The 23,067-nt window shown below is 63.8% G+C and carries 24 protein-coding genes and 1 pseudogene; 11 read left to right on the top strand and 14 right to left on the bottom strand.

The genetic code is table 11. The features are described 5' to 3' along the window. Window positions 1–430, top strand: a pseudogene (locus AC2FL1_RS09180) (4-(cytidine 5'-diphospho)-2-C-methyl-D-erythritol kinase); the annotation flags it as partial. A 79-nt stretch (window positions 431–509) separates the two neighbouring features. On the opposite strand, the gene AC2FL1_RS09175 reads toward AC2FL1_RS09180, so the two are convergent. Continuing rightward, window positions 510–1,508 carry a polyprenyl synthetase family protein gene (locus tag AC2FL1_RS09175; protein WP_496825347.1) on the bottom strand — a complete coding sequence of 333 codons (999 nt, stop codon included), beginning with the start codon at window positions 1,506–1,508 and terminating at the stop codon, window positions 510–512. A 56-nt stretch (window positions 1,509–1,564) separates the two neighbouring features. Here AC2FL1_RS09175 and AC2FL1_RS09170 point away from each other — a divergent pair, with 56 nt between their 5' ends. From AC2FL1_RS09170 to AC2FL1_RS09160, 3 genes are all read left to right on the top strand, one after another. After that, window positions 1,565–1,780: a putative signal transducing protein gene (locus AC2FL1_RS09170; RefSeq protein ID WP_496825348.1), complete on the top strand. Its 216-nt coding sequence runs from the start codon at window positions 1,565–1,567 to the stop codon at window positions 1,778–1,780. Then, window positions 1,777–2,550 (top strand): tRNA1(Val) (adenine(37)-N6)-methyltransferase, encoded by a 774-nt coding sequence (locus AC2FL1_RS09165; protein WP_496876707.1) that lies wholly within the window; start codon window positions 1,777–1,779, stop codon window positions 2,548–2,550. Before AC2FL1_RS09170 ends, AC2FL1_RS09165 begins: the two co-directional genes overlap by 4 nt. A 113-nt stretch (window positions 2,551–2,663) precedes the next feature. Beyond that, window positions 2,664–2,828, top strand: coding sequence for a YdcH family protein (locus AC2FL1_RS09160; protein WP_011046083.1), 165 nt, complete (start codon window positions 2,664–2,666; stop codon window positions 2,826–2,828). Here AC2FL1_RS09160 and yddG read toward each other — a convergent pair. From yddG to AC2FL1_RS09115, 9 genes are all read right to left on the bottom strand, one after another. Continuing rightward, on the bottom strand, window positions 2,825–3,691 hold the full coding sequence (gene yddG, locus AC2FL1_RS09155; protein ID WP_496876706.1) for an aromatic amino acid exporter YddG: 867 nt from the start codon (window positions 3,689–3,691) through the stop codon (window positions 2,825–2,827). The genes AC2FL1_RS09160 and yddG overlap by 4 nt on opposite strands. Further along, window positions 3,688–4,635, bottom strand: a complete 948-nt coding sequence (locus tag AC2FL1_RS09150; RefSeq protein ID WP_496876705.1) for a transcriptional regulator GcvA — start codon at window positions 4,633–4,635, stop codon at window positions 3,688–3,690. The genes yddG and AC2FL1_RS09150 overlap by 4 nt, the downstream gene beginning before the upstream one ends. A 350-nt stretch (window positions 4,636–4,985) precedes the next feature. Further along, complete coding sequence (gene phbB, locus AC2FL1_RS09145; RefSeq protein WP_496876704.1) at window positions 4,986–5,708, bottom strand: acetoacetyl-CoA reductase; 723 nt, start codon at window positions 5,706–5,708, stop codon at window positions 4,986–4,988. A 188-nt stretch (window positions 5,709–5,896) separates the two neighbouring features. Next, on the bottom strand, window positions 5,897–7,072 hold the full coding sequence (locus tag AC2FL1_RS09140; RefSeq protein WP_011046087.1) for an acetyl-CoA C-acetyltransferase: 1,176 nt from the start codon (window positions 7,070–7,072) through the stop codon (window positions 5,897–5,899). A gap of 167 nt (window positions 7,073–7,239) precedes the next feature. Then, entirely contained in the window at window positions 7,240–8,079 is an 840-nt protein-coding gene (locus tag AC2FL1_RS09135) for an EAL domain-containing protein (protein WP_496825352.1), read from the bottom strand. A 218-nt stretch (window positions 8,080–8,297) separates the two neighbouring features. Beyond that, window positions 8,298–9,230 (bottom strand): sterol desaturase family protein, encoded by a 933-nt coding sequence (locus AC2FL1_RS09130; RefSeq protein ID WP_496876703.1) that lies wholly within the window; start codon window positions 9,228–9,230, stop codon window positions 8,298–8,300. After that, window positions 9,227–9,613 carry a hypothetical protein gene (locus tag AC2FL1_RS09125; RefSeq protein ID WP_496876702.1) on the bottom strand — a complete coding sequence of 129 codons (387 nt, stop codon included), beginning with the start codon at window positions 9,611–9,613 and terminating at the stop codon, window positions 9,227–9,229. Before AC2FL1_RS09125 ends, AC2FL1_RS09130 begins: the two co-directional genes overlap by 4 nt. A 63-nt stretch (window positions 9,614–9,676) precedes the next feature. Beyond that, the gene (locus tag AC2FL1_RS09120; RefSeq protein WP_496876701.1) at window positions 9,677–9,814 is read right to left on the bottom strand and encodes a hypothetical protein; all 138 of its coding nucleotides are present in this window, start codon (window positions 9,812–9,814) and stop codon (window positions 9,677–9,679) included. A gap of 126 nt (window positions 9,815–9,940) precedes the next feature. Next, entirely contained in the window at window positions 9,941–10,513 is a 573-nt protein-coding gene (locus AC2FL1_RS09115) for a TlpA disulfide reductase family protein (protein WP_496876700.1), read from the bottom strand. A gap of 24 nt (window positions 10,514–10,537) precedes the next feature. Here AC2FL1_RS09115 and argH point away from each other — a divergent pair, with 24 nt between their 5' ends. The 4 genes from argH (at window position 10,538) to AC2FL1_RS09095 (ending at window position 16,178) form a co-directional block, all read left to right on the top strand. Then, entirely contained in the window at window positions 10,538–11,929 is a 1,392-nt protein-coding gene (argH, locus tag AC2FL1_RS09110) for an argininosuccinate lyase (RefSeq protein ID WP_496876699.1), read from the top strand. Beyond that, window positions 11,926–12,108 (top strand): hypothetical protein, encoded by a 183-nt coding sequence (locus tag AC2FL1_RS09105; RefSeq protein WP_234137229.1) that lies wholly within the window; start codon window positions 11,926–11,928, stop codon window positions 12,106–12,108. Before argH ends, AC2FL1_RS09105 begins: the two co-directional genes overlap by 4 nt. 206 nt (window positions 12,109–12,314) lie before the next feature. Next, entirely contained in the window at window positions 12,315–13,580 is a 1,266-nt protein-coding gene (lysA, locus tag AC2FL1_RS09100; protein WP_496876698.1) for a diaminopimelate decarboxylase, read from the top strand. A 39-nt stretch (window positions 13,581–13,619) separates the two neighbouring features. Then, entirely contained in the window at window positions 13,620–16,178 is a 2,559-nt protein-coding gene (locus AC2FL1_RS09095; protein ID WP_496876697.1) for a TIGR02302 family protein, read from the top strand. A 21-nt stretch (window positions 16,179–16,199) separates the two neighbouring features. On the opposite strand, the gene AC2FL1_RS09090 is transcribed toward AC2FL1_RS09095, so the two are convergent. Further along, a complete protein-coding gene (locus AC2FL1_RS09090; protein WP_496876696.1) occupies window positions 16,200–17,012 on the bottom strand; it encodes a zinc-ribbon domain-containing protein in 813 nt (270 codons plus the stop codon). A 193-nt stretch (window positions 17,013–17,205) separates the two neighbouring features. Here AC2FL1_RS09090 and AC2FL1_RS09085 point away from each other — a divergent pair, with 193 nt between their 5' ends. Genes AC2FL1_RS09085 through AC2FL1_RS09075 form a run of 3 tightly spaced genes read left to right on the top strand, consistent with a single transcriptional unit; the run spans window position 17,206 to window position 19,507 of the window. After that, the gene (locus tag AC2FL1_RS09085; protein ID WP_496876708.1) at window positions 17,206–17,883 is read left to right on the top strand and encodes a cell division ATP-binding protein FtsE; all 678 of its coding nucleotides are present in this window, start codon (window positions 17,206–17,208) and stop codon (window positions 17,881–17,883) included. Beyond that, window positions 17,880–18,779 (top strand): cell division protein FtsX, encoded by a 900-nt coding sequence (locus tag AC2FL1_RS09080; protein WP_496876695.1) that lies wholly within the window; start codon window positions 17,880–17,882, stop codon window positions 18,777–18,779. The genes AC2FL1_RS09085 and AC2FL1_RS09080 overlap by 4 nt, the downstream gene beginning before the upstream one ends. Further along, complete coding sequence (locus AC2FL1_RS09075) at window positions 18,776–19,507, top strand: lysophospholipid acyltransferase family protein (protein ID WP_496825363.1); 732 nt, start codon at window positions 18,776–18,778, stop codon at window positions 19,505–19,507. The genes AC2FL1_RS09080 and AC2FL1_RS09075 overlap by 4 nt, the downstream gene beginning before the upstream one ends. Before the next feature lie 125 nt (window positions 19,508–19,632). On the opposite strand, the gene lpdA is transcribed toward AC2FL1_RS09075, so the two are convergent. The 3 genes from lpdA to odhB all read right to left on the bottom strand — a co-directional run bounded on the left by lpdA (window position 19,633) and on the right by odhB (window position 23,065). Further along, entirely contained in the window at window positions 19,633–21,021 is a 1,389-nt protein-coding gene (gene lpdA / locus AC2FL1_RS09070; protein WP_496876694.1) for a dihydrolipoyl dehydrogenase, read from the bottom strand. A gap of 71 nt (window positions 21,022–21,092) precedes the next feature. Then, window positions 21,093–21,362 carry a hypothetical protein gene (locus AC2FL1_RS09065; RefSeq protein ID WP_234137236.1) on the bottom strand — a complete coding sequence of 90 codons (270 nt, stop codon included), beginning with the start codon at window positions 21,360–21,362 and terminating at the stop codon, window positions 21,093–21,095. 182 nt (window positions 21,363–21,544) lie between these two features. Next, window positions 21,545–23,065 (bottom strand): 2-oxoglutarate dehydrogenase complex dihydrolipoyllysine-residue succinyltransferase, encoded by a 1,521-nt coding sequence (gene odhB / locus AC2FL1_RS09060; RefSeq protein WP_496876693.1) that lies wholly within the window; start codon window positions 23,063–23,065, stop codon window positions 21,545–21,547. Between the last annotated feature and the right edge of the window lie 2 nt (window positions 23,066–23,067).

The raw sequence follows: 23,067 nt of genomic DNA, 5'->3' as shown, positions 1-23,067 counted from the left end.
CTGCCTGTCCGCGATGCCGCGCCGCATGCGCGGGATCGGCGAGCAGCTGGATCACGTGCCGCCGCTGCCCGCGATGGATATCCTGCTGGTCAATCCGCGCGTGACAGTCTCGACGCCGACCATCTTCCGCACGCTTGCTGAAAAGAACAATCCGCCCATGGAGCGGGACTTGCCGCGATGGCGCGATCTGCCCGATTTCGCCGGTTGGCTCGCAAACCAGCGCAACGATCTGGCCCTGCCAGCCGTTGTCCAGCAACCGGTGATCGCCGAAGTCATCGATGCATTGAGCGAGGCCGGCGCACTTTTTGCTGGTATGTCGGGATCTGGGGCGACCTGCTTTGGATTGTTTTCACCCGATCCTCCGCCCGCTGAGCCGGTGCTTAGACGACGTCACCCGGACTGGTGGTACGCCCGGGGTCGGCTGCTCTGACCTCTTGTCCCCCTTCATTTCGCCAGAAATACTCCGGGGGTGAGGCCTGTCAGGGCCGAGGGGGCAGCGCCCCCTTGCGTCAGTTCAGCCGCGCCACCACATAATCGGCAAGATCGCTCAGCATGGCACGGATCTCGTGATTGGGCAGCACCTCCAGTGCGGTACGCGCCTTCTCGGCCCAGACGTGGGCATCGGCCCGGGTCGCCTCCAGCGTGCCGTATTTTTCCATCAGCGCCAGCGCCTCGCCCAGGTCTTCCTCGGTCTGTTTGCCTTTTTCGATGGTTCGCACCCAGAATGCGCGCTCTTCGTCGGTGGCTTGCGCCACCGCCTTGATCACCGGCAGGGTCAGCTTGCGCTCGCGGAAATCGTCGCCCACGTTCTTGCCCGTCGCCTTGGCATCGCCCTGATAGTCGAGAAGATCGTCGGCGATCTGGAACGCGATACCCAGGGCATCGCCATAGTCGAACAGCGCCTTGATCTGTGCCTCGGGCACACCGGCGATCACGCCGCCGACCTCGGTTGCGGCGGAAAACAGCGCCGCCGTCTTACCCCGCACCACTTGCAGATAGATGCTCTCATCGGTGCGCAGGTCGCTGGCCGCGGTCATTTGCAGCACTTCGCCCTCGGCGATGGTTGCGGCGGCATTGGCCAGGATGTCCAGCACCCTGAGAGAGCCGGTTTCCACCATCAGTTGGAAACTGCGGGCAAACAGATAATCGCCCACCAGCACCGAGGATTTGTTGTCCCAGAGCAAATTGGCCGTGGGACGACCACGGCGCTGGCCGCTTTCGTCCACCACGTCGTCATGCAGCAGGGTGGCGGTATGGATGAACTCGACCGTGGCGGCCAGCTTGACATGGTCCTCGCCCTGATACCCGCACAGCCGCGCCGCCGCCAGTGTCAGCATCGGGCGCAGGCGCTTGCCGCCTGCCTCGACCAGATGCGCCGTCACCTCGGGGATGCGGGGCGCGTGTTCAGACGCCATCCGTTTACGAATCAGCGTGTTTACCGCCGCTATCTCATCGGACAGGGTTGCGGCCAGCATCTCATGCGGTTTCGTGCTCACCTTGGCGTCCATCGCTCTCCTGCAACAAGGCTCGACAATGCGCCAACCTTGCCCTTACATCCATCCTTATGAAGGAACTTTTGCGCAGCACCGACCCGACCGTCATGGCCTTTGCATCCGCCCTTCTCGAGGGCGAGGATATAGACTGCTTTCAGATGGACGTAAATATGAGCGTCCTCGAAGGCGGCATCGGAATCTTTCCGCGCCGCATGATGGTGCGGGACGAGGATTATGACGACGCCCTGCGCGTGGTCACCGACAATGGCATTCCGCTGGGAAGATGACCACCTTTGCCGAGAGCGAACTGACCTGCGACGCTTTCCTGGGTGGGCATCTGCAACTCTATCAACCGCGGGCCGGGTACCGGGCCGGGGTCGATCCGGTGTTTCTGGCCGCCAGCGTCACGGCGGATGCAGGACAATCGGTGCTGGAACTGGGCTGTGGCGCTGGTGCCGCAATCCTGTGCCTGGGTCGTCGGGTGCCGGAACTGGCGCTGACGGGGGTCGAATTGCAGTCGGGCTATGCCGATCTGGCCGGGCGCAATGCGGCGCTGAACGATATCGCGCTCGACGTTGTCGAAGGCGATATCGCGGCCCTGCCGCAGGCGCTGCGACAGCAGAGCTTTGACCATGTCATCGCAAACCCGCCCTACTACCTTGCTGGCACCCACAGCCCGGCCAGCGATGCGGGGCGGGCCACCGCGTTGGGAGAGCAAACGCCGCTTGTGCGTTGGGTCGATGCGGCTGCGCGCCGTCTCCGCCATCGCGGCTATCTTCATATGATTGCAAAGGCCGACCGTCTGCCGGATATGCTGGCCGCCTGCGACGACAGGCTGGGCTCGCTTGAGGTGTTACCACTGGTTCCGCGTCAGGGCCGCGCCGCCGAGTTGGTGATTCTACGCGCCCGAAAGGGCGGGCGGGCGCCGTTTCGCCTGCATTCCGGGCTGATCCTGCATCAGGGCACCCGGCATCCGGGCGACCGCGACCATTACCTGCCTGAAATCGCAAAGGTTCTGCGCGAACCCGCACCGCTGCCATGGCCCGGCGCGGGATAAGCCGGGTTTGGCCGATATGTCGGTTTTATGACAGAATGCGACCGCTGCCCGCGTGACAGGCCGCTTGGGATGTGCTCAACTCGATTCATTGACAACAGAGAAGGAGGATCGCCATGAGTGTGAGCGCGCATTTGACCGAACTGAAGAAAAAGCACGCAAATCTCAGTCTCGAAGTTGAACAAGCCCAGCGTTCGCCAGGTACTGACGACCTTCAGATCAGCCAGCTGAAGAAACAGAAGCTGAAGCTCAAGGAAGAAATCGAGCGGCTGTCCGTCTAAGCCGCAAAGCTGGCGCGCGCTGCCAGCAGCGCGCCGCCAGTGATCAGAAGCGCAGAGATTGCCAGAACCCAGCTGGGCGCTGCGATGCCGCTTATTACCAGAACAAGTGTTGACAGCAGGGGAGCGGCATAAGAGCTCGTTCCCAGCAGTTGGATGTCTCCACGTTTCACCCCGATGTCCCAAACGTAAAAGGCCAGGCCCACCGGACCTAGGCCTAGTGCTAGTGTGGCTCCCCAGCCCAGCATGTTCTGTGGCCAGACCGTTTCTTCGACGATGAAATGCAGGCCCCATGACGCTACCGCCGTGGCCAGGCAGAACACGGCGACCGAACTGGTGGGGGCGTTCCCAAGGCGCCGGGACAGGACCGAATAGCCCGACCATGTCAGCGCGCAGAGCATCGCAAGCCCGTAGCCCGGCAGAAATTGTGTCTGGAATTCGGAGCCACCGCCGTCGGTGATGATCAACGCCGCCCCGGAAAAGGCCAAGCCTGCACCCACAAGATGGCCCCGCCGCAGGCGCTCCCCCGGCAGCAGGCCCGAAAACAGAACTATCAACAAAGGCCAGAGATAGGCAATCAGTCCCGCCTCGGCCGCAGGCGCCAGCCTGAGCGCCGAGAAATAGAGCGCGTGATAGCCGAACAGTCCCAGCGTTCCAAAGGCATATACTCTCCAGCCGACGCTGCGCAGTTGCGAGAGGTTGCCGGTGGCCATGACCCAGACCAACCCCAGCGCCCCGCCAACGGTAAAGCAGAGCGCGTTCAGCAAAAGCGGTGGCACCGGCGCCGATCCGACCGTCAGCAGCGCCAGCAACGCCCAGAGCAGAACGGCAACAAAGCCGATGGCGGTGGCGCGGGTGCGGGTCATGCGGGCGGGATGTCCTTGACGTGAACGATTGTCAAACCGTCCGAGATATGAGCGGTTTTTGCGATCTCGGCAAGAAACCAATCGCGGAATGCCGCGATCTTGGGTTGGGCTTCCGACCCGGCAAGGCAGACGAAGCGAAATCGCGCATCGGTCTCGATCGCAGTCTTGAACGGCATCACGAGTCTTCCCTCGATGACGTCCTTGATGATCATCGGGCGGCGGCCCAGCACTACGCCCACCCCTGCGACCGCCGCGTCGATGGCATGGTCCGCATTGGAAAAATGCGCCCCGCGTTTGGGGGCGAAATCCATGCCCACTGCGCGGAACCATGTGGGCCAGTCGATGGGCGGATCCAGAAAGCTGATAGATTCGTCAAAGATCAGCGGCGCTTCGCGCAGGCTTTCCGGTGTCGGGTACTGGCTCGCCAACTCGGGGGTCATCACCGGGATCATCCATTCCTTGCGGGCAGAGACGGAATAGAGTCCCGCGTCCAGCCCCTGACCAAAGCGGATCGCCACATCGACCCCATCCCGCGCAAGGTCGACCAGCCGCAGGCTGGTCGAGATGCGCAGATCGATCTCTGGATGTGCGCGCGCAAAGTCGTAAAGCCGGGGTGCCAGCCATTTCGCGGTCAGAGCTGGCCCGGCGGTCACCGTCAGGGTGGTGTTGTCCTGCAGCCGACGGGCGGCCCGCCAAGCGGCGGTCAAGACCTCGAACCCTTCCTGTGCGCCCGGGGCCAGGGCGCGCCCTTCCTCGGTCAGTTCTACCGCGCGGTTGAGGCGCCGAAACAAAGGGCGGCCCAGATGCTCTTCCAGCGATTTGATCTGAAAGGACAGCGCCGCAGGGGTCACGCTCAACTCGGCTGCGGCCTTGGCAAAGGACATGTGTCGGGCCGCGGCATCAAAGGCGCGCAGGGCGGTCAGCGGGGGTAGGCGGTCGCTCATGTCGATTCAGTTTTTCTTGTCTGAAGGTCGAAAATGTCTCGTTTGTGATGTTTTTTGATTGGGTGCATATTCACGTCAAGTCAAGCAAAACTGAATAATTCACGAAGGAGCCCCGCCATGATCGAGATGACAACCAATCCCGCCGCCCGTCGGGCTATGGACCGCGCGCATATGGAACGGGCACAAGCCTTGCGCACGGTCTGGGGATGGCTTTTCGGTTCCCGCTGACCGCTGCGCGCGCGGACTTACGGGATTGGGGGTCGGCCTGATGCGCCGGCCCCTTGGCCGTATTGCAGGCATGAAAAAGGCCGCCCCGCAATGAGGCGGCCTTTATCCCGGATCGCACCAGATCAGACGAAGAACTGAGCGCCGTTTGCCGAAATGGTCGAGCCGTTGATGAAGCCCGAGTCCTCAGACGCCAGGAAAGTCACACAGCGGGCGATCTCCTCGGGCTCACCCAGACGCCCGGCGGGGATGCCAGCGACGATCGAATCGCGCACCTTTTCGGGGATCGCCATCACCATCTCGGTGGCGATATAGCCGGGGCAGATGGCATTTGCGGTGATACCGGCGCGGGCGCCTTCCTGGGCCAGCGACTTGACGATGCCCAGATCGCCCGCTTTGGTCGCGGCATAGTTCACCTGGGCGAACTGGCCTTTCTGACCGTTGATCGAGCTGATCACGATGACGCGGCCGAACTTGCGCTCGCGCATGCCGGGCCAGACCGGGTGCACGGTGTTGAATACACCGGTCAGGTTGGTGTCGATCACCTGATGCCACTGTTCCGGGGTCATCTTGTGGAACGGTGCGTCGCGGGTGATACCCGCGTTGGCGACCACGATGTCGATCGGGCCGACTTCGGCTTCGACCTTGGCGATACCGGCGGCCGATTCCTCGTAATCGGCGACGTTCCACTTGTAGGTGGCGATGCCGGTTTCGGCGGTAAACTTGGCTGCGGCTTCGTCATTACCGGCATAGGTGGCGGCGACATTGTAGCCTTCGGCCTTGAGCGCCTTGGAAATCGCGGCGCCGATGCCGCGCGAACCGCCGGTGACGAGTGCTGTACGTGCCATTGAAGAATCCTCCAGATCTGAATTGGCTTGATAATGCTGTTACGCTGCGGGGGCAAAATACGCAATATTGTTTCGCGGAGATTTTCCGCATTGCAGAATGTCAATATTGTCGCACTTGCAGCATGCTCTTGGAATGCCACGAAAAAGGGCGCCTGACGGCGCCCTGTTCCTATGGCCGGTTCGGGCGATCAGTCACGCTCCACGCAGAGGGCGACGCCCATGCCGCCACCGATGCAGAGGGTGGCGAGACCCTTTTTGGCGTTGCGGCGCTTCATCTCGAACAGAAGGGTGTTCAGGACGCGGCAGCCCGAGGCGCCGATCGGGTGGCCGATGGCGATGGCACCGCCGTTTACGTTGACGATGGCCGGATCCCAGCCCATGTCCTTGTTCACCGCGCAGGCCTGGGCGGCAAAGGCTTCGTTGGCCTCGACCAGGTCCAGGTCCTCGACCTTCCAGCCGGCCTTGGCCAGCGCCTTGCGGCTGGCGTGGATCGGGCCGACACCCATGATCGACGGGTCGAGCCCGGCGGTGGCGTAGGAGGCGATGCGGGCCAGTGGCTCGATACCGCGCTTTTCCGCGTTCTCGGCGGTCATCAGCAGGGTGGCGGCGGCACCGTCGTTCAGGCCGCTTGCGTTGGCGGCGGTGACGGAACCGTCCTTGGTGAAGGCGGGGCGCAGTTTCTGCATCGCCTCGATGGTGGCGCCGTGACGGATGTATTCGTCCTTGTCCATCACGATGTCGCCCTTGCGGGTCTTAATGATGAAGGGGACGATTTCATCGGCGAACTTGCCGGCATTCTGCGCGGCTTCGGCCTTGTTTTGGCTGGCGACGGCGAATTCGTCCTGCATCTCGCGGCTGATCTGCCACTGCTCGGCCACGTTCTCGGCGGTCTGGCCCATGTGATAGCCGTTGAAGGCGTCCCAAAGACCGTCGCGGATCATGGTGTCGATGTATTTCATGTCGCCCATCTTGTGACCGGCGCGCAGGGCGGCGGCATGGGGTGACAGGGTCATGTTCTCCTGGCCACCGGCGGCGACGATCTCGGCATCGCCCAGCAGGATGTGCTGTGCGCCCAGCGCCACTGCACGCAGGCCCGATCCGCAGACCTGGTTGATACCCCAGGCCGAGCTTTCCTTGGGCAGGCCGGCATTGACATGCGCCTGGCGGGCGGGGTTCTGGCCCTGGGCGGCGGTGAGGACCTGACCCAGAATGGTCTCGCTCACCTCGGCCTTGTCGATGCCGGCGCGCTCGACAACGGCTTCGAGCACCGCGGCGCCAAGGTCATGCGCCGGGGTATTCGCGAAAGAGCCGCCAAAGCTGCCGACGCCGGTGCGGGCGGCAGATGCAATTACTACGTTGGTCATGTGATCCGATCCTTTGCCGTCATGATCCTATTGGGGAAATCTGACGGCATGACGGGGCGATGTCGACCCCGGAGCGCCCTTATCCCCGCTCTAGCCCCCTTGACATAGCCCAGTGCTGCACATGCAGCAACTGACAGCTTGTCTCACAAGTAATGCCAGGATGGTGATCAGCCGTTGGCCTTTGCGGTTTCGGGTCGTTCCCAGGCCGGCGTGACGGTCGGCGCGCCGTAGAGGTAACCTTGCAAGCAATCGACCCCGTTTTCAGCGAGAAAGCGCGCGTCCTCTTCGGTTTCGACCGATTCGGCGATAATCAGCATTTCGAACTCGCGGGCCAGCGCGATCAACGCTCTGACGGTGGCGCGATTGGCGGCGTCGGTACTGACCTGACGGATGAAACGACCGTCGATCTTGACCGCGTCAAAAAAGAAGTCGCGGAAACTGTTGAAGTCGATGGGGCCGTCACCGAAATCATCCAGCGCAAAGGCGATGCCGCGCGGTTGCAGCCTGTCCATGAAGTCGATCACGAGTTCCGGAACGGCCATGGCCGAGGTCTGATTGATCTCGAGGATCAGCCGATCGGCCAAGGTTTCGTCCCGCTTGAGAAAACGTTCCAGCACCTGCATCCATTTGCGGTAACCTATCGAGCGGGCGGACATGTTGATTGACAGGCGCAGCGTCGGGTTGCGAACCAGCGCCCGCAGACCGGTTTCCAGCGCGATACAATCCAGTTCCCGCCCGATTTCGGTATTCTCGACAGCTGGCATGAAATCACGTGCGGGGATGACCCGGCCGGTTTCGTCCAGCACGCGAATGAAGCCTTCATAGAAGGCAGTGCCATGTGGTGGCACGGTTTGCAGGACCGGCTGATAGGCGAGCAGACAATCGCCATGCCGTACAGCCTCGGTCGCCATGGCGACGGCGGATCGGTCACGGCTCGAGACCGCCGCGCTCAGGGGGTTTTCCGCCCCTTCGGGCAAGTCTGCCAGTTTCTTGATCCGGGGGCGCATCGAGGTTCCTTGTCTGACAGGCCAGAACGAGAGATGTGCCCAGCCTTGGCCAAAATCGTGAACCACAGGTTAAGCGCAGGATTTGACTAAAAGACGGATCACTCGGCACTGTGTCACATCGTGCTCGCGTACCCCTCTGATTTCACAGAGATCTCACGGCTATTGCGATGGCGCGGCCCATGATCTTGCGACGAGATTGTTAGAATGTGACCGAGTTTCTAGCCTTCGAAACCGGGTGTCCCCTTTTGGTCAGGGTGGCGGGCCAGGTAGCGCGCCTTGATCCCCTCCGAGGTTTCTCGGCTGCCATCATGGCTGTAGCCCGGCGGAGCAAAGGCATAGGCCAGCCGCTGCCGCCAGCTCAGACCCGGTTGGGTCACATCGCGCCAGATCCCCAGCCATTCGTGAAAGGCCACGCGCAACGGGTTGAATGTGCCAAGGTTATGGACAAGGCCGTAATCGACCCTCTCATCGTCCTGCTCGGGAACGAAGGTGCCGAACATCTTGTCCCAGATGATGAAGACACCGGCATAATTGCAGTCCAGATAGCGCGGGTTGCGACCGTGGTGTACGCGGTGATGGCTGGGCGTGTTCATCACTGCCTCGAACCACCGCGGCAATTTGCCGATCGCCTCGGTATGGATCCAGAACTGGTAAATCAGGTTCAACCCACCGCAGAACAGGACCAGAGCGGGATGAAAGCCCAGCAGCACCAGCGGTGCCTTGACCACCATCATGAAGGTAAACGTGCCGGTCCAGGTCTGCCTGAGGGCTGTGGTCAGGTTGTAGTGCTGGCTGGAGTGGTGGTTCACATGGCTGGCCCAGACCCAGCGTACCCTATGGCCGAAACGGTGCACCCAATAATAGCGCAGGTCGTCCAGCACGAAACAAATCAGCAGCGCCCAGATGGATGTGCCCATGTCCAACGGCGTAATCTGCCAGAGCAGCATGAAGAACCCCCAGGCGATGAAGCCCAGCACAATGCCCTCGGCCACCGATCCGGCACCCATGATAAGAGAGGTGACGGCATCGCGGGTCTCGTACCGCCCGCCGCGTTTCTTGATGGCGATCCACAGGAATTCGATCAGGATCGCAGCGATGAAGAAAGGCACAGCCAGCTGGGTTGCATCGGGATAGCTGATCGAATCGGTCATGCGCGGGCCAGTCTTTGTTGCCAGATCGGGGTTTCATCGGGGTCGAGTCTCAGGGTGACGCGGGGCGCGGTGAAATCGTGAAACCGGATGATCAACCCATCCGCAGTCTCGCTCAGCGCATAGTCTTGCAGCCGTCGGCCAACGGTGTCAGCGCCCAGTGCCCAAAGCAGGCCGGGCCCTGCCTCGGTCTCGACAAGGGCGGCATGGCCGTCGCGGGCCAGCAGGATATCGTGCACCTTGTCCTGGGGAAAATGCCGCAACCATGCGGCGCGCGCGTCTTCGGGCAGCAGGACCGCCCGGCTCGAGCGCCCGGTCAGGTGTAGGATGACGGCGATGGCCGATATGCCGCCGATCACCAGGATCAGCAGGATCTCAAGTGGCATGGGCTCCTCCCTGCGCCAAAGAGTGGAACCGGAGCGCGGCGCTTGTCAAAGGGTCGCGTGGCGTCAGCGCGTGGCGAGCCCGCCGGCATTGCACACCGCAGCCGCCTGCAAAGGCGTGCAGGTGCCGGTCATCGGGGACTGGATGATCGGGTGTTCGATCCCCAGAAGGTCACACAATCTCTGGTCGGGCCACATGGTCATTCCTCCTGAGCGCGGACACAGACAGGGTAGCATGAAGCGCGCCGGAGGTCTTGGTTTTGGCTCTGCTGGCTGGCCCCTCCTCTTGGAGCAGGGGCGCACCACGTCGCAGGAAAGGGGACGGGTGCCCTAGCCTTCGGTGCCGATGACCGCCGAGATGATGGCGCGGGCGCTGTCCGAGTTCCAGTCGGCATCGCCGATCAGCCGGGCGACCTCCATCCCGTCGGCGTCGATCAGCACCGTGATCGGCAGGCCGATCACCGCCATCTCGCGCGCCAGCGCCTGGCGCGGGTCCTGGTGGCGGGGCAGGTTGTCGACGCCGATCTCGCCAAAGAATTTCTCGATCCCAGCGGGCGAGTTGCGGCCGGTGGCGATGGTCAGCACCTCGAAATTCTCTCCGCCAAGCTCGGACTGGAGCGCCGACAACTGCGGCATCTCCTTGCGGCAGGGGGCGCACCAGGTGGCCCAGAAGTTCAGCAGAACCACCTTGCCCTTGTAATCGCCCAGCGTCGCCTCGCCGGCACCATCGGCCAGCTGGAACGGCACCTGCGACACGGCGCGGGTCTCGGGCAGCACGATCAGTTTCTTCATGTCGCCATCGCGCAGTGCCTCGATCTGCGCGCGGTCGGCGGCCAGGCCGAGCGATGGATTTGCGCCCAGCGCGGCGGCGGTATAGACGAGGGCGAGCAACAGTTTCTTCATATCCCCTCCGAAGGGTTCATCACGATGACCGACAAGACCTCGAACCAGATGTGGGGCGGCCGCTTTGCCGCCGGACCGGACGCGATCATGGAGGCGATCAACGCCTCGATCGGGTTCGACAAGCGACTGGCGGCCCAGGACATCGCAGGCTCGCGGGCCCATGCGGCCATGTTGGCAGCCACGGGCGTTATTACGGATAGTGATGCCGAGGCCATTCGGGAAGGGCTGCTCACCGTTTTGTCAGAGATCGAGGCGGGAGAGTTTACCTTTTCCACCGCGCTGGAGGACATTCACATGAATGTCGAAGCGCGGCTGAAGGAGATCATCGGCGAACCGGCAGGGCGTCTGCACACCGCGCGATCGCGCAACGACCAGGTGGCGACGGATTTCAAACTGTGGGTGCGCGACCAGTTCGACGCCGCCGAACAGGGGCTGTTGGCATTGATCCGGGCGCTTCTGGGTCAGGCCGAGGCCGGGGCCGATTGGGTGATGCCGGGGTTCACCCATCTCCAGACGGCCCAGCCGGTGACCTGGGGCCATCACATGATGGCCTATGTCGAGATGTTCGGCCGCGATCTGAGCCGGGTGCGCGATGCCCGCGCGCGGATGAACGAATCGCCCCTGGGCTCGGCGGCGCTGGCGGGAACGTCGTTCCCGATCGACCGGCACATGACGGCGGCGGCGCTGGGGTTCGACCGACCCACTGCCAACTCGCTGGATGCGGTCAGTGATCGTGATTTTGCGCTGGAGTTCCTGTCGGTCGCCTCGATCTGTGCCATGCACCTGTCGCGCTTTGCCGAGGAACTGGTGATCTGGTCCAGCGCCCAGTTCCGGTTCGTGATCCTGTCGGACCGGTTCTCGACGGGCTCGTCGATCATGCCGCAGAAGAAGAACCCTGATGCCGCCGAGCTGATCCGGGCCAAGGTGGGCCGCATCTTTGGCGCCAATACCGCGCTGATGATGGTGATGAAGGGGCTGCCGCTGGCCTATTCCAAGGACATGCAGGAAGACAAGGAACAGGTGTTCGACGCGGCTGACAACTGGATGCTGGCGCTGGCGGCGATGGAGGGGATGGTGCGCGACATGACCGCCAATCGCGACAGCCTCGCCGCGGCTGCGGGCTCGGGTTTCTCGACCGCGACCGATCTTGCCGACTGGTTGGTGCGCGTGCTTGGCCTGCCGTTCCGCGATGCACACCACGTGACCGGCGCGCTGGTGGCGCTGGCCGAAGGCAAGGGCTGCGACCTGCCGGACCTGAGCCTGGACGAGATGCAATCGGCCCATGCCGCGATCACCGCCGATGTCTATGGTGTCCTTGGCGTCGAAAATTCGGTAAACTCGCGTCAGAGCTATGGCGGCACCGCGCCCGCGCAGGTGCGCGCGCAGCTCGCCCGCTGGAAGGAGATGCTGGCATGACACCGATCCGCCTGACCCTCGCCCTTGCACTGGCCGCGCTGGTATCCGGTTGCGGTGCCGATGGCGAACCGGTGCAGCCGACGGTGGCGGCCAATGTCGGCGTCTCGGGCAGCGGTACCCATGTGAGCGGCGGTGTTGGGTTGGGCAAGGGTCCGTTCAACCTCTGGCTCGGGTTCTGAGCGGCCAGTCGTGTCCGGGGGCGCCGCCCCCGCCGCGGCAAGCCGCGACTCCCCCGGAGTATTTTCGGCAAAGTGAATGATATTCTGGCCGTTGCTTCTTTCTGGTTCAAAATACTCCGGAGCGCGAGGTGGAGCCTCGCAAAAATCTTCTCCGCTTTGCGTGGCGGCAATTGATCCGCCACCGGATTTCAGGCTAAGCGCGCGACATGGATCATTTTCTTTATCGTGACGGTGCGCTCTGCGCCGAGGATGTCCCCCTGGCCGAGATCGCGGCCACGGTTGGCACGCCATTCTATGTCTATTCCACCGCCACGCTGCTGCGGCATTTCCAGCTGTTTGACGAGGCGCTGGACGGGACCGAGCACCTGATCTGCTACGCGATGAAGGCGGCCAGCAACCAGGCTATCCTGCGTACCCTGGCACAGGCAGGGGCGGGGATGGACGTTGTCTCGATCGGCGAATACCTGCGTGCTCGGGCAGCGGGTGTGCCGGGCGAGCGCATCGTTTTCTCCGGTGTCGGCAAGACGGCCGATGAGATCCGGATGGCGCTCGAAGGTGGCATCCGCCAGTTCAACGTCGAATCCGAACCCGAGATGGAGGTCATCAACGCCATCGCTCTGGAACTGGGCAAGGTGGCGCCGATCACCATCCGGGTGAACCCGGACGTGGATGCCAAGACCCATGCCAAGATCGCGACCGGCAAGTCCGAGAACAAGTTCGGTATTCCGATCGCGCGCGCCAGTGCGGTCTATGCCCATGCTGCGGCGTTGCCGGGGCTGGAGGTGGTGGGGATCGACGTGCATATCGGGTCTCAACTGACCGATCTGGCGCCGTTCGAGACCGCCTATCGCAAGGTGGCCGAACTGACCGAGCGGCTGCGCACCGAGGGCCACGATATCCGCAGGCTCGACCTGGGTGGGGGCCTTGGCATTCCCTATACCCGCTCGAACGAGGCGCCACCTTTGCCAATGGAATACGGCGCGCTGATCAAGCGGACGCTGGGCCATCTGGGTTGCGAGATCGAGATCGAGCCGGGCCGCCTGATCGCGGGCAATGCCGGGCTGATGGTGTCGAAGGTCATCTATGTCAAATCCGGCGAGGGGCGCGATTTTCTGATCCTCGATGCGGCGATGAACGACCTGATCCGCCCGGCCATGTATGACGCCCATCACGATATCGTGCCGGTGATCGAACCCGAACCGGGGGTCGAGCCACAGCCCTACGATATCGTCGGCCCGGTCTGCGAAACCGGCGATACCTTTGCCAAGGGGCGGATGATGCCACCGCTGACGGCTGGTGATCTGGTCGCGTTTCGTAGCGCTGGCGCCTATGGCGCCGTTATGGCGAGTGAGTACAATACGCGCGCCCTGATCCCCGAGGTTCTGGTGCATGGGGATCAATTCGCGGTTATTCGCCCACGCCCAAGCTTTGACGAAATCATAAATCGCGATACCATCCCCCCATGGCTCTGACGCGGTGACCCCGTCGCGCGGGCCGACAGGAGGCCCGATGTGACCCTAAACCGCCCGCCGAACCTGCCCTTACCACTCTTTGCGTTGGGTCTGACGCATGCAGGCCTTTGGGCCGAACGGTTGTGGCGGGGGTTCTGGCCCTTCCTCTCGGTGCTGATGCTGGCACTGGCACCGATTCTGCTGGGCCTGCACGAGCTTGTGCCGGTGGAATGGGTCTGGGCCTTTGCGGCCGGATTTGCGCTGGCACTGGTGGTGACGCTTGTACTGGGTCTCCGGCGGTTCCGCAGGCCGTCCCGGGACGAGGCGCTGTCGCGGCTCGACGCTGCGCTGCCGGGACGACCGATCCAGACCCTCCTCGATGAACAGGCGGTCGGCGCGCAAGATCCGTCCTCGGCAGCGCTCTGGCGCGCGCATCAGTCCCGAATGGCGGCGCGGGTCGCCAAGGCGGAACCGGTCGCGCCCGATCTAGTACTGACCAAGCGTGATCCCTATGGACTGCGCTTTATGGCGGCGCTTTGTTTCGTCGCGTCGCTGCTCTTTGGCTCGGTCTGGCGGGTGGGGAGCGTGGCCGATCTGGCGCCGGGCGCGGCGCAGGCCGCAGCAGGGCCCAGCTGGGAGGGCTGGATCGAGCCGCCACGCTATACCGGTCTGCCGACGCTCTATCTGAACGACCAGAACGATGAGGTGCTGCAACTGCCGCAAGGCAGCCGTATCACGCTGCGGTTTTATGGCGAGGTGGGACAGCTGCGTCTGGCCGAGGATGTCTCGGGCAAGCCGCTGGAGCGCCCCGAACACCCGGAACAGATGGTTGAGGTCACTCGCAGTGGCCCCTTCGAGATCGAAGGGCGCGGGGGGCGCGGATGGCAAGTGGTGATGCTGTCGGACAATGCCCCGCAGGTCGAGATCGTGGGTGCGGCCGAGACCCAAGCAGGCGGAAAGATGGTCCTGCCTTTTGCCGCAATGGACGACTATGGCATCACCGGTGGGCGGGCTATCATCGCACTGGATATCGAGGCGGTTGACCGCCGGCATGGGCTTCGGATCGAGCCCGAACCGCGCGACCCGGTGGTCGCCGATCTGCCCTTGCCGATCACCGGGGACCGGCGCGAATTCACCGAGAACCTGATCGAGGATTTTTCGCAGCACCCTTGGGCTCACTTGCCGGTGACGATCACCTTGATCGCCAGCGATGCGGCAGGGCAGGAGGCCGAGACGCTGCCGTTTGGCACCGCTCTGCCGGCGCGGCGCTTCTTTGACCCATTGGCAGGGGCTGTGATCGAACAGCGCCGTGACCTTCTCTGGTCACGGGACAACGCGCCGCGCGTGGCCCAGATATTGCGGGCGATCTCGCACCGTCCGGACGAGGTGTTCCGCTCGCAAACCGCCTATCTCCGGCTGCGGGTGATCCTGCGTCGGATGGAAGCGTTGCAGCGTTTTGGCCTGAAACCGTCGCAGCAGGAGGAGATTGCCCAGGCGCTTTGGGATCTGGCGATCATGCTCGAGGACGGCACCCTGTCGGATGCGCTGGAGCGGATGCGCAGGGCTCAGGAGCGGCTGAGCGAGGCGATGAAGAACGGCGCTTCGGACGAGGAGATCGCAGAACTGATGCAGGAGTTGCGCGAGGCGACGCAGGATTATCTGCGACAGTTGGCGCAGAACCAGCAGAACGAGCAGGATGGCGAGCGGCAGGCGCAAGAGGGCGAGAGCCTGCAAATGACGCAGGATGACCTGCAAAAGATGATGGATCGCATCCAGGAGTTGATGGAACAGGGCCGCATGGCCGAGGCGCAGCAGGCGCTGGAAGAGTTCCAGCAGATGATGGAAAACATGCGCGTGACCCAGGGACAGGGCGACAATGGCCAGTCCGAAGGGCAGCGCGCGATGGAGGGGCTGGCCGAAACGCTGCGCAACCAGCAAGGGTTGAGCGATCAGGCCTTTCGCGATCTTCAGGAACAGTTCAACCCGGGCGCGCAGGCAGGCGAGAGCCAGCAGAACGAAGGCCGCAATGGGGGACAGGGCCGGGGGCAAAGCCACGAGGGCGAGGGCCAGGGTAGCCGCCAGTCTGGAACCGGACAGGACGGCGCCCAGCCGGGTGAGCCCGGCGAGACTGGCGAAGGCTCGCTCGCCGACCGGCAGCAGGCGTTGCGCAACGAATTGGGGCGGCAGGAACAGAACCTGCCCGGACAGGGTACCCCCGAGGGCGATGCCGCGCGCGAGGCATTGGATCGGGCCGGGCGTGCGATGGAGGGCGCCGAGGAGGCGCTGCGCGAGAACGATCTGGCCGAGGCGATCGACCGCCAGGCCGAGGCGATGGAAGCCATGCGCGAGGGCATGCGCTCGTTGGGCGAGGCGCTGGCGCAGCAAAGCCAGCCGGGACAGGGCAGCCAGGAAGGCGATCAACGCGCCCGGAGCCAGGACCCGTTGGGGCGCACTCCCGGTTCGCAGGGTGGTGTCGACACCGACGAGTCTCTTGTACCGGGCGATGATGTCTATCGCCGGGCGCGCGATCTGCTGGACGAGATCCGACGCCGCTCTGGAGAAAGTGACCGCCCCAAGATCGAACGCGACTATCTCAAGCGTTTGCTCGACCGGTTCTGAGGCGGGGTTACGCCGACCGCCTTATTTCGGCATCAGCATGCTGGCCTGCGCATCGAGCCACAGTCGGGCCTGATCGACCAGCGCCACATAGGCGCTGAGCATCGGGTCGGCCTGCGGCACGGTGCGCGCCACCAGCGGGGCATTTGCGTAAAGCAGGAACAGGACTGCGCCAAAGATCAGCATCACCAGAAACCCGCGCATGAAACCACCAGACCGACGACGCCGGGCGGGGCCTGCATGCACGGGCGTGGGTGCCACCGCCGCACCGTCCGAGTTGCGCAGGGTCGAGTTGATTTCCTCGATATCGGGCAACAGCCCCCGGCGTGAGGTGTTGTCTGCTTCTTGCGCCACCGGTTCCTGCCCGCGCATCCGGGCCATCCGGTCCTGCGCCTCGCGCGCGCGGCGCCCGGGCTCGTCGCCTGGATAGGCGTCCAGACCCAGATCGGGTTGACTTTCCAGAGCGTCGGCTTCGCGAGCGCGCAACTCGGCCTCGCGGGCGGCCTCTTCGCGCAGGATGTCCGAGATGTCGGGGTCGATGCCACGGGCCTTGGTTGTCTCGGCCGTGTCATCGGTCGCGTCGACTGCGTCTTCGGCCTCGCTGTCGTCCTGCCAGTTGTCATCTCCATCGTTGGCGGTGTCGCCATCAGGCGCTGGCGTCTGTTCGCTGTCGAGGTCGTCGAAGTTTTCGGTCGCTTCGGCCTCGATCGCCTGACCGGCCGCTGGCTGAAACCAGGTATGGCCGCAGTTCGAGCATTGTACATCGCGGCCCTCGGACGGGATCACCTCGTCCGGAACCTCGTATTGTGCGTCGCAATTCGGACATGTCAGACGCATGCTGTCTCCCGGTTTCTTTTTCTGCCTAAGCTTGGTTTTTTCACAGATCATAGGCGGTTGCGCCCATTGCGGAAAGAGTGATTTGCCGCAAGTCGTCGCGAGTGTCGCCCATTGGACCCAGCACAGGCGCAGGCGGGCATTGAAACCACGTTCCCCATCGGGCAAGAAGAGCCGGCAATATCAGGGGGCCGATGTGATCGAGCTTGAGAATGTGGGCTACAGCTATGGTGGCGACGAATTGCTGAGCGAGATCTCGGTCGAGTTGTCGCCGGGGTCGTTCCATTTTCTGACTGGCCCCTCCGGCTCGGGCAAGACAACGCTTCTCAAGCTCTGCTACGGGGCGCTTTTGGCAACCTCGGGACAGGTCCGCGCCTTTGGCGAGGACATGCGGCGGCTGGATCGGGACCAGATGGCGCTGTTTCGCCGCCGTATAGGGGTCGTGCATCAGGATTGCCGCTTCCTTGACCATCTGCCGCTGGCCGAGAACATCGCGTTGCCGTTGACCGTCTCGGGCCATGAATTGTCGCAAGAACAAGAGAACCTGCGCGAACTGATGGCCTGGGTCGGACTATCCAAACGGGCCGAGGCCCTGCCGCCTGAACTGTCGGGGGGGGAACGCCAGCGCGCGGCGCTGGCCCGTGCGGTGATCATGTCGCCAGATGTGGTGGTGGCAGATGAACCCACCGGTAACGTCGACTGGGAGATGTCCCAGCGGCTGCTACAATTGCTGGTGGAACTGAACAGGATGGGCAAGACCGTGCTGATCGCTACCCACGATCTGAGTCTGATCCGTGCCGCCAAAAGCCAGGTTCAGGCGCGGGTGCTGCGGATCTCGAACAAGCGGCTGCAACTGGCGGGGGCGGATCTGTGAGCAAGGGAACCATCCGCGCATTGTTGATGGCCGATAAACAGGCCGACCGGGTGGTGCCGCCTTCGGGCTTTACCGCGCAACTCACCTTGTTCGTGTCCGGCGCGATGGCTTTTCTGGCGGTGTTCGCGCTGGCTTTGTCGCTGGCCTCGGGGCGGTTGGCGGACCGCTGGGCCTCGGAACTGGCCCGGGCGGCAACGCTGCGCATCAATGCGCCCGCCGATCAGGTCGCCGCACAGACGCAGGCGGCGCTGTCCATCCTGAAACAGACACCGGGCGTGGCCGAGGCCCGCGCGCTGAGCCGCGAGGAACAGGCGGCGCTGCTGGCGCCTTGGCTTGGGCCTGATTTACCGCTGGACACGTTGCCGGTGCCGCAACTGATCGAGATCGTTGGCGGCGAACCCGCATATGACGCACAGGGGTTGCGACTGCGGCTGGCGGCCGAGGTTCCGGGCGCTGTGCTGGATGATCACCGGCGCTGGCGCGAGCCGCTGGTGGATGCGGCCAATTCGCTGCGCCGTCTGGCGCTGGTGTCGATCTTGCTGATCGGTGGCGCCACGGCGGCGATGATCACGTTGGCGGCTAATGCGGCGCTGGCGGCCAATGCGCAGGTCATCGAGGTTCTGCGGCTGGTCGGCGCGCGCGACCGCTATATCGCGGGCGCCTTCGTGCGCCGGTTCACTTTGCGGGCGTTGATCGGGTCTGCCGTGGGGGTGGTGCTGGGCATGGGCGGAGTGCTGTTGCTGCCCGAAGCCTCGGACGAGGGTGGCTTTCTGACCGGGCTCGGTTTTCGTGGCGCAGGCTGGCTGCTGCCGCTGCTGATCCCGGTTCTGGGCGCGGTGGTTGCTTTTGCCGCAACCTGGAACGCGGCCCGCCGCAGGTTGAAGGAGCTTGCATGATGATACAGTGGGTGCGTTCCATCGTCTTTACCATCGTCATTTACATCTGGATGGCCATCCTGGGGCTGCTCTTTACCCCTTATGCGCTGGTCTCGAAGAAGGGCGCGCTCAGGGCCTGCAAGCTTTACGCGCGCAGCACGATCTGGATGGCGCGCTGGATGGTCGGCATTCAGGGCGAGATACGCGGACCGGTGCCGACGGGTGAGGTGCTGATAGCAGCCAAGCATCAGTCGTTCTTTGACATCTTGCTGATCTTTCACGCGGTGCCGCATGGCAAGTTCATCATGAAACGCGAGCTGTTGTGGACGCCCGTGATCGGGGTCTATGCCAAGCGGCTGGGCTGTATTCCGGTAAACAGGGGCAAGCGCGGTGCAGCGGTGGCCAAGATGGTCAAGGACGTGGCCAAGGAATTCGCCGAACCCGGTCAACTGGTAATCTATCCGCAGGGCACCCGGGTCGCGCCGGGCGTATCCAAACCCTATAAGGTGGGCAGTGCCGTCCTTTACGAGGGGTTGCAATACAGCTGCATCCCGGTGGCGACCAATGTGGGGTTGTTCTGGCCGCGTGACGGGCTCCTGCGAAAGCCGGGGCGCGCGGTTGTGGAGTTCCTGGACCCGATTCCGCCGGGGGTGCCGCGCGATGCCTTCATGCGGCGCCTGGAGACCGAGATCGAGGGCGCCTCGGACCGGTTGATGCGTGAAGCAGGATATGAGACCGCGCAGAGTTGAGGCACGGCAGGGGGCGCTGCCCCCGTCGCCCGACGGCGACTCCCCCGGAGTATTTCCAGCGAAATGAAGCCTTGAGGGCGCCTATGCCGGGGCGGCGGTGCTGCCGCCCCGAGGCTTTGACGTTGTTACGAGTGGATCGGGCCGTCGCCGCAGGCCAGCGCCGCCTCGCGCACGGCCTCGGAATAGGTGGGATGCGCGTGGCAGGTGAGTGCCAGATCCTCGGCCGAGGCGCCGAATTCCATCGCAACGCAGATCTCGTGGATCAGCTCGCCTGCCGCCGGGCCGATGATATGGGCGCCAAGGATGCGGTCGGTCTCCTTGTCGGCGAGGATCTTGACGAAGCCGTCGCTGGCGAAATTGGCCTTGGCGCGGCCATTGCCCATGAACATGAACTTGCCGACCTTGTAGGCGCGACCCGCTTCTTTCAGGCTTTGTTCTGTCTCGCCGACATTGGCGACCTCGGGCGTGGTGTAGATCACGCCGGGGATGACGCCATAGTTGACATGGCCGTGCTTGCCCGCGACCTGCTCGGCGGCGGCCATGCCTTCGTCCTCGGCCTTGTGGGCGAGCATCGGGCCTTCGATCACGTCGCCGATGGCGTAGATGCCGGGCACGTTGGTCTGCCAGTCCTTGCCGACCTTGATCTGGCCGCGCTGGGTCATTTCGATGCCCAGCTTGTCGAGGCCCAGACCGGCGGTATAGGGTTTGCGCCCGGTAGCGACCAGCACGGTATCGGCTTCGATCTCGTGCTCGGTGTCCTTTTTCATCAGCTTGTAGGTGACCTTGGCCTTGCCCCTGGCCACTTCGGTCTTTTGCACCGCGGCGCCCATGACAAAGTTCAGGCCCTGCTTTTTCAGGATGCGCTGGAAGGTCTTTTGCACCTCGCCATCCATGCCGGGGGTGATCACGTCAAGGAATTCGACCACCGTCACCTCGGCACCCAGGCGGGCATAGACCGAGCCCAGTTCCAGCCCGATGACACCGGCGCCGATCACTACCAGGGATTTCGGGATCTTGCCCAGTTCCAGCGCTCCGGTGGACGTCACGACGGTTTTCTCATCCACCTCGACACCGGGCAGCGAGGCCGGCTCAGACCCCGAGGCGATGATGATGTTCTTGGCCTCGTGGGTGTCGTCGCCCACCTGCACCTTGCCCGCGGCGGGGATGGTGGCCCAGCCCTTGATCCAGTCGATCTTGTTCTTTTTGAACAGGAATTCGATGCCCTTGGTGTTGCCCTCGATCACCTCGTCCTTATAGGCGAGCATCTGTTTCCAGTCGACCGAGGGCGCCTTGCCCTTGAGCCCCATCTTGGCAAAGTTGTGCTGTGCCTCGTGCAGCGAGTGCGAGGCATGCAGCAGCGCCTTGGAGGGGATGCAGCCCACGTTCAGGCAGGTGCCGCCCAGGGTTTCGCGGCCTTCGACCACGGCGGTCTTCAGTCCCAGCTGGGCGCAGCGGATGGCGCAGACATAGCCGCCGGGGCCGGCGCCGATTACGATGACGTCATAGTTAGCCATTTTAACTCTCCTTCGTGTGCGCCGGGTGGGGTATTGTGGCCCGGTGCCTGAAATGTCGTGCCGGTGCCGGATCAGACCGGCGTCAGCAGTTTCACCGTGATATGGGCAATGCCGCCGCGTTCGTGGTGCATGGCCAGTTCTTCGCTGTCGAAGAAGGCCTTGGCCGAGGCGAGGTCGGTGATCTCGAACAAAGCCACCGCATGATCGGCGCGATCAGGGTCGCGCCAGATATGCAAATCGCGGATGCCCGCGGCCTTGCGCATCGCGCGATCCTCGCGGAACACCTTGAGCCAAGCGTCGAAGTCGGCCACATCGGCCTGCCAGAGGGCGTGGGTTGCCATGGGTCAGTGTCCTTTTGATCCGGCATGTAAGGCAGCGGGCCGCCGGTGCGTGACCCGGAGCGCGGCGAATCTGGATAGCATTCCGTCAATCATCTGATCCGTCTTACTCGGCTTTCTTGTCTGTCCGGCCTGGGATGGTTTCGGCCTCGCACCGGACATGGTGCGAGGCCTGTCGTCTTTGATCACAGATCCATCAGCAAGCGGCGGGGATCTTCCAGCGCCTCTTTCACGCGGACGAGGAAGGTCACCGCGCCCTTGCCGTCGACGATACGGTGATCATAGGACAGCGCCAGGTACATCATCGGGCGGATCTTGATTTCGCCGTTGATGACCATCGGACGGTCCTGGATCTTGTGCATGCCGAGGATACCCGACTGCGGGGGGTTCAGGATCGGCGAGGACATCAGCGAGCCGTAGACGCCACCGTTGGAGATGGTGAAGGTGCCGCCCTGCATTTCGGCCATGGACAGCTTGCCATCGCGGGCGCGCTTGCCCTTTTCGGCGATCGCCTTTTCGATCTCGGCAAAGGACATCTGGTCGGCGTCGCGGATGACCGGCACCACCAGGCCCTGCGGCGTACCGGCGGCGACGCCCATATGCACGTAGTTCTTGTAGACGATGTCCTGGCCGTCGATCTCGGCGTTGACCTCGGGCACTTCTTTCAGCGCGTGGCAGCAGGCCTTGGTGAAGAAGGACATGAAGCCCATGCGCACGCCGTGCTTCTTCTCGAATGCGTCCTTGTAGGTGTTGCGCAGCGCCATCACCTCGGTCATGTCCACCTCGTTATAGGTGGTCAGGATCGCGGCGGTGTTCTGGGCGTCCTTCAGGCGGCGGGCGATGGTCTGACGCAGGCGCGTCATGCGGACGCGCTCCTCGCGCGCGGCATCCTCTGCCAGGGCAGGCGCGCGGGACGCTGCGGCGGGGGCCGAAGCCGCGGCAGGGGCGGCGGCCGGTGCGGCGGCTGCGGCGGCGACGGCCGCCGCGACATCCTCTTTCATGATGCGGCCGTCACGTCCGGTTCCGGTGACCTGTGCCGGGCTGATCCCGGCTTCGGCCATCGCTTTTTCAGCCGAAGGAGCGTTGGCGATGTCCTTGCTGGTGGACGCTGCGGGAGCGACAGTGGTGGACGGGGCGGCGGGTGCGGGAGAGACGCCCGAGGCGCTGCCCGAGATCACCGCCAGCTTGGCCGATGCGTTCACAGTTGTGCCTTCGGCCGCGATGATTTCGGCCAGCACGCCGGATGCAGGCGCGGGTACCTCGACCGAGACCTTGTCGGTTTCCAGCTCGCAGAGCATTTCGTCCTGCGCGACGGTGTCGCCCACCTTCTTGAACCAGGTCGAGACAGTGGCTTCGGTCACCGATTCACCCAAGGTGGGCACCATCACGTCAACCGAGCCGCCTGACTCGGCGGCAGGCTCTGCCGCCGCTTTCGCGGTTTTTTCGCCTGCGGCGGGGGCCGCACCTTCGCCGGCGGCAATGGTTGCCAGCAGCGCGTTCACGCCAACGGTTTCGCCTTCCTTGGCCACGATCTCACCCATCACGCCTGCGGCGGGGGCGGGGACCTCGACGGTTACCTTGTCGGTTTCCAGCTCACAGAGCATCTCGTCCACTGCCACGGCGTCGCCGGGTTTCTTGAACCAGGTGGCCACTGTGGCCTCGGTCACGGATTCGCCAAGCGTGGGGACACGAACTTCGATCGTCATCG

This window comes from Ruegeria sp. YKSF070, assembly GCF_059612725.1.
Note: the sequence above shows the minus strand (reverse complement) of the source record. Positions and strands in the feature narration are given on the sequence as shown.